The sequence below is a fragment of the Alphaproteobacteria bacterium genome (assembly GCA_018662925.1).
GTDB lineage: Bacteria > Pseudomonadota > Alphaproteobacteria > 16-39-46 > JABJFC01 > JABJFC01.
Genome location: JABJFC010000011.1, coordinates 24,689 through 36,339 on the forward strand (window position 1 = coordinate 24,689; position 11,651 = coordinate 36,339).

Sequence of the window (11,651 nt, forward strand, 5' to 3'; positions counted from 1 at the left end):
ATTAATGTTTAAGAACAAATTACTGGGACTCATTCTTTTCACACTTGTTGGGGGTATTTTACAAGGGTGTCAGGAGATGACACCGCCGAAGCTTATGGGCTTAAGATATAAAGACAATCCTCCTCTTCTGTTAAATATTGGGAAAATTCAAGTTGTATTGAAAGAACAGTCAACACGAGGAAGAAAGTCTTCTGAAGAACCACTCCCCAACAATCTTGTCAAAATGATAATTCAATGGGCGAAGGGTCACTTGAAGCCTGTTGGCCGTGCTGGAGAAGCACACATTGTTATAGACGAGGCTTCTATTCTCGTTGAGAAGACACCTGACCAGAGTAAGATGAAGTGGTTTGTTACCTCAACAGGAGAAACCTATCACGCAACACTTGATGTTACTTTTGAAATATATAACAGCAAAGGGATAAGACAAAGTTTTGCTCATACGAGGGTAACCCGATCGAGAGGAATTCCGCTTGGCGTCGAGGTTGCCTATCAGCAAAAAATATTAGAGGCTTTGGAAGAGGACATGTTGAATGTGTTTGCTGAGAAAATGGAAGAAACCATTAAGAAAAACCTCTCACATTTTTTGGGAGAAAGACAGAATTGGTTTAAAGCAAACTAGGGTTAAAGGCCCATTTTAAATGCCAGGGGTGGTTTTTTTTCAAACAAATAATTGCTGAGGCTTTGTATTCAAAACAAGGAGATGCTCTGGCTCCAAAGAGCAACTGTGCGGTTAGAATTGGCAGAAAAGGCATGTGGCTAACGATCATGATATTTTCCTTCTCTCCATTGACCCAATCTATTGTTTGCTCGGGATCATCGTTTGGGGTGAGTCCCTTCCTTTCTGTCAAGCTAGCAGATGGTAGTGAGTTTCCAAGAATTTCCGCAGTCTGCTTTGCTCGGAATTTGTCTGAGTGGTAAATCTTTTCCAATGGAGGATTTTGCTTGGCGAACCACTGGGCCATTTTTTGAACTTCTGTAGCCCCTGTTTTTGTTAACTCCCGTTCTCCCGACTGGGGATTGGTATCGGCCTCACCATGGCGCACAAGATACAGCAACATACTATTGTCTCCCATTTTTTTATGACTCTTAATCAGGAGAACATATTTTTAAGGGGAGGTGAAGTTTTTTGAGGCAATTGTATTTGTGGATCGATTTTTGCTTGGAAGGTATGGGAAAAAAGAGCTTATTCTTGGTTATCTCAAGGAGCCCTAAGTTAAGTTGGATTGTGTCCCATTTTTTATATTATACGAATAATTGCCCCATTAACGGACAATTTAACTTGCGTATTGCCCTATTAATAGGGTAATTTGATGTTTTAATTGTCCATTAATGGATAAGATAGATGTTGGAGAAGTTTGAAAAATGACATCACTTACACCTAAATATCTAAGTATTCTGAGGTTTAATCAACAAGATATTCAATATATGCATCAATTGGGACAGTACCAAGGGCAGGAAAAGCTTTATATGTATCAAGCGCCTGAACTGTTGAAAAGTCTCCAGAGTATTGCTGTTATTGAGTCAAATGAATCCTCAAATCGTATCGAGGGTGTGGAAGCTCCAAGAGATCGTATTAAAGATATTGTCTATAAAAATGCAACGCCCCAGAATCGCTCGGAGCAGGAGATTGCCGGGTACAAGGATGCTTTGGATTTGATTCATGAAAGTGGTAAGTACATGGAGCTTTCAGCGAATATTCTCTTGCAGCTGCATTCACTCTTGAATCGTTATTTACCTTCGGACGGCGGTAAATGGAAGATGACAGATAATGAAATCGTTGAGCGTGATGCAGAAGGAGAGGTGGTTAAAGTTAGATTCAAGGCAGTTTCTGCAGTTAAAACACCTGTCATGATGGACGACTTAACACGGCAATACCATAAAGCAAAGCGGGAATACGATCCGTTGATAGTGATTCCTTTAACCATCTTAGACTTTTTATGCATTCATCCATTTATGGATGGAAATGGTCGTACAGGAAGGTTGCTTACGCTTTTATTACTATACCATTTTGGTTTTAACGTAGGGCGCTATATTAGTCTGGAGCGAGTCATTGAGGAATCTAAGGAGTCATATTATAGGGCACTAGAAGAAAGCTCTGTCGGTTGGCATGACTCTGAACACAATCCTTTTCCATGGCTTAACTATTTTTGGGGAATGATGATTAGTGCTTATAAGGAGCTCGAAGAACGTGCTCGAAAATTCCCCAAGAAAAAAGGGAAAAAGAGCGAACTTATAAAGGAAGCGATATTGAGAAAAAAACAACCTTTCAAGCGAGCATCTGTCGTTAAAGAATGTCCCTTTGCAAGCGATTCTCTTGTAAAACAAGTGCTATCTAGCCTGAAAAAAGAAGGTGTTTTGAGTCAGCAGGGGCGCGGGGCAGGGGCTGTATGGATACAGAAAACGAAAGATCTTCAATAGCCCTAAATTACCTTTTTGTTTATAATACAGCATCCAACTTTCATAAATTTTTGAAATGGTTTCAATTTTATGATACCAATGTTTTACATTTAAAATTATGAGCATAAAGATGGCCCCAAAAGAAATAGAACAAGAACTTTCCGACTGTTTGATTTTAATAAAAGAGTTTCAAAATCGAGTTAGAAATCGTGAAATAGTTGCGTTTTCACCTTTTGAGAAAAAGTTGAAAAAAGTGAGCAAGGCCTTATTGGGGTTGCCGGGAAGTGCCCGGATTGATGTGGCACAAAAATATTTGGTGCTTGTAAATGCTTTGAGAGAATTGGGAAAAGCGCTTGCTGAGAATAAAGGGCGTCGCAAGGATATAGAGCATGTTTTACTCATCGAGAGCGAAGCTCATCGTATCCATGCACAGGCCCTCGGACTTGAAGTGTAAGATTTATAGGGGTAGCAATGTTCGAAATATTTGAAATTTTTCCCATCCTCCTTTTCATTGTCCTGGCGACCATTAGTCCGGGGCCAGATTTCGTAATTGTGGCTCAAAATAGCCTATGCTATTCCCGTCGGGTTGGTGTGATGACGGTCCTTGGGCTCGGAGCCGGCATGTTGTTTCATGTCAGTTATTGTATTTTGGGAGTGGGTATTTTTATTTCCCAGTCTATTCTGCTGTTTAATATATTGAAATTTGTTGGAGCTGCCTATTTGATTTACTTAGGTGTCAAAAGCCTTTTTTCTAAGAGAGCCAATCTTTTACCTCAGGAAATATTGGAAACTGACAACAGCATTTCCCATTGGCGGGGGTTTCAGAGAGGTTTTTTGACAAATCTTTTAAATCCTAAGGCCGTTATGTTTTTTGTGAGTTTTTTTACGGTGATTGTAAAGCCAACGACCCCCATTAGTCGTCAGATATTTTTTGGATCTTTTATGGTTGTTTCTGGGGTTCTTTGGTTTAGCCTTATGGCTCTTTTTCTTTCCCATGGCAAAGTCCAAAGGCAGGTTTCTAAGGCGCAGCACTGGGTCGAAAAAATTGCAGGGGCATTTCTTATCGCGTTGGGAGCAAAAATAGCTTTTGCGCGATTGTAAGAAGAGTTGGATCTTGCCCTGTGCGAATCAGTAGTGTATGAGTCCTAAGGGAAAGAATAGGACGGGGTGTAGCGCAGCCTGGTAGCGCGCCTGCTTTGGGAGCAGGATGTCGGAGGTTCGAATCCTCTCACCCCGACCATATTTACGCGCATAAGCTTATGAGAAAGAATCTTTTCAATGAGACGTGTTCGAATCTATAAACCCTCAAAAACGGCAACCCAATCTGGAAAGTTCAACGAGCGACAATGGCGTTTGGAGTTTGAGCCTGAATCGGCACAATGGACGGACCCGCTCATGGGATGGACGGGTTCCAAGGATATGCGTCAGGAAATCAAACTTAAATTTGACAATCTTGAAGAAGCAATTGCGTATGCGAAGAGCCAGGGTTTTTCGTACACTGTTGAGCAACCGAATCTAAGAAAGGTTGAGCCAAAGAGCTATAGTGACAATTTTTGCTAGAAACTCGGAGGAGTTTCGCCTATAACAGGGTTGTTGTGCGTCCTTAGCTCAGCTGGATAGAGCATCGGCCTTCTAAGCCGAGGGTCGCAGGTTCGAATCCTGCAGGACGCACCATCCGTCTTCGCTTCGCTACGACGTGATAAATCCGTTAGGATTTGAGAGGCGTCGCGTTAGAGAAGCGGATGCCTCGGCGTAGCTCGGAGAGCGTAGACGGGCTAATTCGGGGTCCGTACCGAAGACATAGGTAACACTTTAGCCTTGAAGGGGTTGTTAATAGGTTCGACCCTACAAGAGTCTGTCTTTTCTATCCGAAAAGACATTTCACAGAATCCCCACATTTTAACGAATGCCACATCTTCCAAAACGCCTTGAACTGATGTATAGTTTTGACAATTCGGAGCCTTAAATGAAAATTTCAATACCAAAAGAACGTTCCCCATATGAAACACGGGTTGCAGCAACACCGGAGACCGTGAAGAAGCTTGTTGGGCGAGGTTTTACGGTGATGGTTGAATCCGGGGCAGGCTCTGCGGCTTCATTTACGGACGAGGCCTATCAAGCTTCGGGTGCAAAGATCGCTAAACAAACTCAGGATGTTTATAAAGACGCCGCCATCGTTCTCAAGGTCCAACGGCCTATGGGAAAGGGGAAAGATATGTTGGATGAGCGCGCGCTTTTGGAAAAAGGAAGTGTGCTTGTTAGTTTGTTGTCTCCCTACACAGCAGCAGAAGATGTTGCGTACTATCAGAAAAAATCAATCACCTCCTTTGCCATGGAGTTGATTCCACGCATTACCAGAGCCCAATCTATGGACGTGCTTTCTTCACAGACGAACTTGGCAGGATATCGTGCCGTTTTAGAAGCTGTAGCAGTTTTTGGCCGGGCTCTTCCCATGATGATGACGGCTGCAGGAACCTTATTGCCGGCAAAGGTTTTGGTTCTGGGGGCTGGAGTCGCTGGTCTTCAGGCCATTGCCACAGCGCGTCGATTGGGTGCGGTGGTTTCTGCATTTGATGTGCGTCCTGCTGTTAAAGAGCAGGTGGAAAGCCTTGGCGCTACTTTTATCCAAGTGGATGCTAAAGCGGAAGATGCAGAAACGGCGGGGGGGTACGCAAAAGAAATGGGAGCCGATTATAAAAAAAGGCAGACCCAGCTTATACACGAGACGCTTAAAAAGACCGATATCGCTATATCAACGGCTTTAATTCCCGGAAAACCGGCACCTACACTTATAACGGAACCTATGGTCCGAGATATGCCAGAGGGAGCCGTTATCGTCGATCTTGCTGTGGAGAATGGCGGTAATTGCACTTTATCTAAGGTAGGGGAAATTGTAGAATCTCACGGCGTAAAGATCATAGGGTTTCCTAATTTGCCTGCTAGATTAGCAGAAGACTCCAGCTCGTTTTATGGAAAAAATATCCTGAACTTTTTGGATTTGCTGATAGATAAGAAAAAAAATGAGCTTGCCATTGATTGGGAAGATGAAATTATTAAAGGTGCTGCTGTCACTCATAACGGGAACATACTAAAAGAAGAAATTATGGGGTCGAGTGGCGGGCATAAGGCTTCTGGTAAAAAGCCGACTGAGAAATCAGCTTCCAAATCAGCTCCCAAATCGATTGCAAAGAAAAGAGCAAAGGTAAAAAAATGAGAATAAGAGGGAGTGCGTTATGATTGAACCTCAGGTCATTGCAAAGGTGTCCTCTCATTTGCGGGAAGGGCTTGCGGCTATGGCTGATCAGGCTTATGCCATGGAACAAATGGTCCATGGTTTAGCACAACAAGTCGCTCTCTATCCAGATGAGGGTGTGACCCATGTGGGACCTGACCCCTTTGTTTTTGGTTTGACTGTTTTTGTACTGGCGTTATTCGTAGGATACTATGTCGTTTGGCGGGTGACTCCAGCATTACATTCGCCTCTGATGGCTGTGACCAATGCTATTTCCTCGGTCATTATTGTCGGGGCGCTTATTGCTGCGGGGCCAATGGAAGTTAGTTTTTCAAAGATTGCAGGATTTGTGGCGGTCATTCTTGCTTCTATCAATATTTTTGGAGGATTCATTGTGACACAACGAATGCTTCACATGTTCAAGAAGCAGAAATAAAGAAGGATCAATGGAAGAAAATATCTCTACACTTGCTTATCTAGTTTCATCGGTGTGTTTCATTATGGCATTAAGGGGACTTGCGTCTCCAGAATCTGCCAGGCTTGGAAACCTTTTTGGTGTGGCTGGGATGACTATCGCTATTATAACAACTCTATGTATGCCCAGTATTTTGAGTTATGAACTGATTATCTCGGGCCTCCTTATTGGAGGGACTATAGGGGCTCTGATTGCTCGTCAGATAAAGATGACGGCGCTTCCACAACTGATTGCTGCTTTTCATAGTCTTGTGGGTCTAGCAGCGGTATGTGTGGCTGCAGCAGCTCTTTATAGCCCAAATTCATATGGCATTGGTGTCACAGGTCACATTCATTTTAGCAATTTGATCGAGATGTTTTTAGGGACAGCTATCGGGGCGATTACTTTTACGGGATCTGTTGTTGCATTTGCAAAACTGCAGGGACTTGTGAGTGGCAAGCCTCTTGTGTATCCAGGGCAGCATTTCGTGAATTTGGTGCTGGGTGTTTTGATTATTCTCATCGGCATAGCCTTTGCAACTTCAGAATCTTATACAGCGTTTTGGATTCTTTTAGGATTGGCATTCTTAATAGGATTTCTGTTGATCCTCCCAATTGGTGGGGCGGATATGCCCGTTGTTGTCTCCATGTTGAACTCATACTCAGGTTGGGCAGCGTGTGGCATAGGATTCACCCTCAATAATATTCTTCTTATTGTGACTGGCGCACTGGTTGGTGCATCGGGGGCTATTCTTAGTTATATCATGTGTAAGGGGATGAATCGTTCTATCATCAATGTTATCTTGGGTGGGTTTGGTGCTGAAGGAGCAACCGTTAGCACATCAGGCAAGGACGAACGCCCTGTAAAAGAGGGAAGTGCAGCAGATGCGGCATATATTTTAGAGAACTCTCAATCAGTTATCATTGTTCCCGGATATGGAATGGCCGTAGCCCAAGCTCAGCACGCTTTGCGGGAGATCGTTGATCTTTTGAAAGAAAAAAAGGTACGTGTGCGCTTTGCTATTCATCCAGTGGCAGGACGTATGCCAGGCCACATGAATGTCCTTTTGGCAGAGGCGAATGTACCTTACGAAGATGTGTTTGAATTAGATGATATTAACAGGGATTTTTCCTCTGCTGATGTTGCGTTTGTTATAGGGGCAAATGACGTAACCAATCCGGTTGCAAAAACAGATCCTACGAGCCCTATATACGGAATGCCCATATTGGACGTGGAAAAGGCAAAAACGATTCTCTTTTTGAAACGTTCTTTGGCACCAGGATATGCTGGTGTTGAAAATGAACTTTTTTTCCGAGACAATACGATGATGCTTTTTGGTGATGCGAAGCGTATGTGTGAGCAGATCGTAAAAGACATGGCGTAACTCAGGGGCTCGCCCCCAGAACTTGAAAATATTTTATCTGTAGAAACAGCGAATTTTTCATGCCATGGACATTTTTTAATTTCTGTTACAATATTTAAGTTGCTTTTTTTTCAAGAGCTACCATACTGGGGCCAGTATAGTAGTATTGGAAGTTAATCATTGTTTTTTAAGAGTTTTGGTTGCACGCATGGATCTAGATAAGCTCAAAACCTTTTATCTGGTGGGGACACTTGGTGGTGTAAATCGCGCAGCTAAACGGCTCGGTTTGAGTCATGCTGCGATTAGTAGGCAGATGACTTCTCTGCAACAATCAGTAGGTGAGCAATTATTAAGTAGAACACCAAAAGGGATGATCTTGACCGAAAAGGGTGAGCTTCTTTTAGGAAGAGTGCGAGAGCTATTGTCGGAAGTTGAATCCATCAAAGAAGAGTTAAAGTGCTCCGCTGGTAGCGTAAAAGGGGAGATAAAATTTTCTGCTACAGCGGGTTTGACCGCTGTTTTTCTTATGTATTATATCCCCGGATTTCTTGAACTTCATCCCGAGATAAAATTGACGATTTTGGGAAGTGAACACTATCGTGATTTGACCGTTGGTGAGGTAGATGCAGAGATAAGAACTTCTCTTAGTGGGCGTCCAGGATTGGAACATGTTTATTTGACGACGTGCCATCTGAAGCTATACGCAAGCAAGAAGTATATAGAAAAATTTGGTGTTCCCAAATCCGCTGAGGAACTTGATAATCATCGCCTTATTGCTTTTGGTGACAAGTTCGATAAGCCTTATGCAGATGTGAATTGGCATTTGAAAGTAGGGGCGAAACATGGTCATGAACGAAATTCATATCTAAATATCAATAGTGTGAGAGCCACCTTTTTAGCAGGTGAATTTGGAATTGGTATTATTTCAGTGCCAGAGGAAGTCGTACTTCTCAATAAATCTCCTCTTATCCAAATACTTCCTGATATAGAAAGTCCTAAGATTGACTTATACTTTGTCTATCCAAAAGCTCAAGAAAAGTCCCGTCGTACAATGGCTTTGAGAGACTATTTGAAATCTGTACTCAGTGTTTGGAACAAGGATGACGCTGTGGCTTAGGCTGGTTTCATTGGAGTGTGCTTTTGTGTAACTAATCTAGCAGCAAGCTACTTTCTTCGATTTTATCCCCACTATTTTTCTTGAATAAATTCAAGAGGTCGGGGACGGATAGCTTTTTCCGCTTTTCGCCTGATATGTCCAAAACGATTTTTCCATGGTGTAACATAATAGTGCGGGTTCCCACATTTAGAGCATGGCTCATGCTGTGCGTTACCATGAGGGTGGTAAGCTGGCGCTCCTCTACAATCTTTTTCGTAAGCTCAATGACAAAGGATGCTGTTTTGGGATCAAGAGCTGCCGTGTGCTCATCGAGTGCAAGAATTTTCATAGGCCTCAAGATAGCCATTAGGAGGCTCAAAGTTTGGCGTTGTCCTCCTGAGAGGAGTCCAACAGGATCCTTAAGTCGTCTTTCTAGTCCTAAATGTAAATCTTTAAGATGATGAACGATTTTCTCTCGTGTGTGTGGAGATAAGGCGAGGGCAATCCCTCGATTTTCACCTCTACAGAGTGCAAGTGCCAAATTTTCTTCCACAGAAAGTTCTGGACAAGTTCCTTTCATAGGATCTTGGAAGACACGTGCAATAAATGGAGCTCGCTTATGAACGGGCCATTTTGTAATGACTTTATCATCGATTGACACCACACCGGATTGGGGCCGAACATCTCCAGTTAAAGTATTTAATAGTGTAGATTTTCCTGCACCGTTGCCACCAATAAGGGTTACAAATTCGCCCTTTCGGATGTTCAAAGAGATATTATTTAGCACTGAAACTTGCAAAGGGGTCCCTTGATTAAAAGCAACACGAATATTCTTAAGTTGAATCATGCGTGTCTCCTTTTAGCAAAGTATGCTTTTACGGATTTACGCATGTGTGCACTTATCATGGCCAGGGTGACCAATGCTGCTGTGATTAAATTAAGATCGGAGGCTTGAAGGCCAAGAGTATCTGTATTGAGGGCCAAGGCATAGACAAAGCGGTAAATAACGGAACCCAGAATACATCCTATGAGGGCTACAAAAAGAAGTCGTGTATGAAATATGGCTTCCCCAATAAGGACGCCTGCGAGCCCAACAAGAATCGTTCCTACACCCATTTGAACATCTGCAAATCCTTGAGACTGAGCAAAGAGGGCTCCTGCTAGGGCTGCAAAGGCATTCGCGATGGCTAGTCCCATAAGAGTCATGCCGTTGGTGCCAATTCCTTGAGCTTTTGCCATGGCTAGATTTTGCCCTGTAGCGCGCATAGCGAGCCCCATATCCGATAGGAGGAATCTGAAGAAAATCATGAGGATGAACAACAATGCCCCTCCCATAAAAATTACGTTTGTAGAAAGGTGTGGCAGCTGCAGTAGGGATTGAAGTGGATGAAATACAGTATCTTGATCAAATATAGAAAGGTTTGGGCCTCCCATAATCCTTAGATTAATTGAATACAAGGCTGTCATCGTAATGATACCTGCGAGAAGATGGAGTATTTTCCAGCGGATATTTAACCATGCGGTGAAAAGACCAGAGAGACTTCCTCCCAACAGGGCGGCTAGTAGAGCTAACCAAGGTGAGTAGCCATTGATAATCAGGATGCTTGAAATGGCGGCTCCCAAAGGAAAACTGCCGTCGACTGTTAAATCAGGGAAATCTAGAACCCGAAAGGAAAGGTATACACCAACTGCAACAAGCCCGTAGATGAGGCCCATTTCAATGGCCCCAAGAAATTGCATCGAATTCATTTTAATTTTCCAAATACTGTTGCATTTTTCAGGAGGTCTTGAGGAAATGAAATCTCCAGTTTTTTCGCTGAAGAAGCATTGAGATATACCTGCTGTTTCTTCGGTCCTTCAATTGGAAAAGATTTTGGCGAAGCTCCCTCCAGAATTTGTGCTACTATGGAGGCTGTTTGCACGCCTTGATCAAAATAGCTGCTTCCAACTGTTGCAAGGGCGCCTAGTTTTACACTTTCGAATTCACTAGTGAAGACAGGGATCTTGTCTGTTCTAGCTGTTTTGACAACGCTTTCGATGACTGAAACAACGACATTATCAAGGGGAACATAAATAGCCTCTCCTTTTGCCACAGCAGTACGGGTGGCCATTAGGGCATCAGAAGATTTTGACACAGGAATCTCGACAATGGTGATATCTTTCTTCAATGTCTTAAGCTCTTCTACTTGTTTGACCGAGTTTGGCTCTCCAGGATTATAGAGGACAGCAAGATGCTTCAGATGTGGAACAAGCTTTTTCATTAGTTTCAGGTGTTCTTTTGTAGAGGGAGTGTCCATAGTCCCTGTAACAAATCCATCCGGTTTTTTTGGATCTTTGACAAGATTGGCGGCAACGGGGTCAGAAACAGCACCGAAAACAAGAGGAATATTACTATCCCGATTGGCTGAAAGCACAGCTTGTGCTGAAGGGGTGCCGATTGCAACGATTACTGAGGGATCCAGTCCGACAAATTTTTGAGCAATTTGGGCCGCAAGGCTGATATTCCCCTGGGCATTTTCAAAGGTAATATGTAGGTTTTTTCCTTCGGAATAACCTAGTTTTTCAAGGCCATCTATCAACCCCTTTCGGAAAGCATCTAGAGAAGGGTGTGCAACAATTTGAGTGATTGCGAGCGACTTTGTCTCAATATTTTTAGAGGCACTAAGGCCGAAAATTGGATTCAGTAAAAAGCATAAAAGAAATAATAATAGGGAGTTAAGTACTCTATTTTCGTTTTTTGTGAAGTTTGAAGTTCGGGTCATTTCTGTATTCATCGGATCTATCTATTTTTAAACTGTAATTAAAAGGCGAAAATTTGGTAAAAAGCTCACAAAAGCTTCTAAATCGAAAATCTAGCCAATAGGACCCTATATATTCATTCGTACAGGTCATACTTCTTTCCCTTAAGCTATACAGTTGTAATCAGCACAACCTCCCATAAACGGAACATAAATACAAGTCAGTTGTTACCCCAAAATCCGCGATAGGAAGTTACATTTCTCCTTCAAGTTCAAGGGGACGCAGTTTTTTCGATCGAGCGCGAGTTTTTTTAGGTGTTAAATTTTTAAATCAGCAATAATTGACCCAAAGCGCTAAAAGTTACTCTAAA

Annotated in this window: 13 protein-coding genes and 2 tRNA genes; 11 read left to right on the forward strand and 4 right to left on the reverse strand. The window is 42.8% G+C overall.

The genetic code is table 11. From position 1 onward, the window contains the following. The first annotated feature begins 4 nt into the window (after positions 1 to 4). Complete coding sequence (locus tag HOL16_00620) at positions 5 to 619, forward strand: hypothetical protein (GenBank protein MBT5389202.1); 615 nt, start codon at positions 5 to 7, stop codon at positions 617 to 619. Here HOL16_00620 and sixA read toward each other — a convergent pair. Continuing rightward, the gene (gene sixA / locus HOL16_00625) at positions 606 to 1,073 is read right to left on the reverse strand and encodes a phosphohistidine phosphatase SixA (GenBank protein ID MBT5389203.1); all 468 of its coding nucleotides are present in this window, start codon (positions 1,071 to 1,073) and stop codon (positions 606 to 608) included. The genes HOL16_00620 and sixA overlap by 14 nt on opposite strands. A gap of 289 nt (positions 1,074 to 1,362) precedes the next feature. Here sixA and HOL16_00630 point away from each other — a divergent pair, with 289 nt between their 5' ends. From HOL16_00630 to HOL16_00675, 10 genes are all read left to right on the forward strand, one after another. Beyond that, complete coding sequence (locus HOL16_00630) at positions 1,363 to 2,418, forward strand: cell filamentation protein Fic (GenBank protein MBT5389204.1); 1,056 nt, start codon at positions 1,363 to 1,365, stop codon at positions 2,416 to 2,418. A gap of 109 nt (positions 2,419 to 2,527) precedes the next feature. Continuing rightward, a complete protein-coding gene (locus tag HOL16_00635; GenBank protein ID MBT5389205.1) occupies positions 2,528 to 2,851 on the forward strand; it encodes a hypothetical protein in 324 nt (107 codons plus the stop codon). Positions 2,852 to 2,868: 17 nt separating this feature from the next. Beyond that, the gene (locus HOL16_00640) at positions 2,869 to 3,498 is read left to right on the forward strand and encodes a LysE family transporter (GenBank protein MBT5389206.1); all 630 of its coding nucleotides are present in this window, start codon (positions 2,869 to 2,871) and stop codon (positions 3,496 to 3,498) included. Between the two features lie 62 nt (positions 3,499 to 3,560). Beyond that, a tRNA-Pro gene (locus tag HOL16_00645) sits at positions 3,561 to 3,637 on the forward strand. Between the two features lie 38 nt (positions 3,638 to 3,675). After that, positions 3,676 to 3,957 carry an ETC complex I subunit gene (locus HOL16_00650; GenBank protein MBT5389207.1) on the forward strand — a complete coding sequence of 94 codons (282 nt, stop codon included), beginning with the start codon at positions 3,676 to 3,678 and terminating at the stop codon, positions 3,955 to 3,957. 37 nt (positions 3,958 to 3,994) lie between these two features. Then, positions 3,995 to 4,071: transfer RNA gene (locus HOL16_00655), tRNA-Arg, on the forward strand. Positions 4,072 to 4,363: 292 nt separating this feature from the next. Then, on the forward strand, positions 4,364 to 5,611 hold the full coding sequence (locus HOL16_00660) for a Re/Si-specific NAD(P)(+) transhydrogenase subunit alpha (protein MBT5389208.1): 1,248 nt from the start codon (positions 4,364 to 4,366) through the stop codon (positions 5,609 to 5,611). A gap of 19 nt (positions 5,612 to 5,630) precedes the next feature. After that, entirely contained in the window at positions 5,631 to 6,065 is a 435-nt protein-coding gene (locus tag HOL16_00665) for an NAD(P) transhydrogenase subunit alpha (protein ID MBT5389209.1), read from the forward strand. Between the two features lie 10 nt (positions 6,066 to 6,075). After that, positions 6,076 to 7,467 carry an NAD(P)(+) transhydrogenase (Re/Si-specific) subunit beta gene (locus HOL16_00670; GenBank protein MBT5389210.1) on the forward strand — a complete coding sequence of 464 codons (1,392 nt, stop codon included), beginning with the start codon at positions 6,076 to 6,078 and terminating at the stop codon, positions 7,465 to 7,467. Between the two features lie 187 nt (positions 7,468 to 7,654). Then, a complete protein-coding gene (locus tag HOL16_00675; protein MBT5389211.1) occupies positions 7,655 to 8,563 on the forward strand; it encodes a LysR family transcriptional regulator in 909 nt (302 codons plus the stop codon). Between the two features lie 31 nt (positions 8,564 to 8,594). On the opposite strand, the gene HOL16_00680 is transcribed toward HOL16_00675, so the two are convergent. Genes HOL16_00680 through HOL16_00690 form a run of 3 tightly spaced genes read right to left on the reverse strand, consistent with a single transcriptional unit; the run spans position 8,595 to position 11,304 of the window. Continuing rightward, positions 8,595 to 9,389, reverse strand: coding sequence for an ABC transporter ATP-binding protein (locus HOL16_00680; protein MBT5389212.1), 795 nt, complete (start codon positions 9,387 to 9,389; stop codon positions 8,595 to 8,597). Continuing rightward, positions 9,386 to 10,291, reverse strand: a complete 906-nt coding sequence (locus tag HOL16_00685) for an ABC transporter permease (protein MBT5389213.1) — start codon at positions 10,289 to 10,291, stop codon at positions 9,386 to 9,388. Before HOL16_00685 ends, HOL16_00680 begins: the two co-directional genes overlap by 4 nt. After that, a complete protein-coding gene (locus HOL16_00690; GenBank protein MBT5389214.1) occupies positions 10,288 to 11,304 on the reverse strand; it encodes an ABC transporter substrate-binding protein in 1,017 nt (338 codons plus the stop codon). Before HOL16_00690 ends, HOL16_00685 begins: the two co-directional genes overlap by 4 nt. Positions 11,305 to 11,651 lie beyond the last annotated feature (347 nt).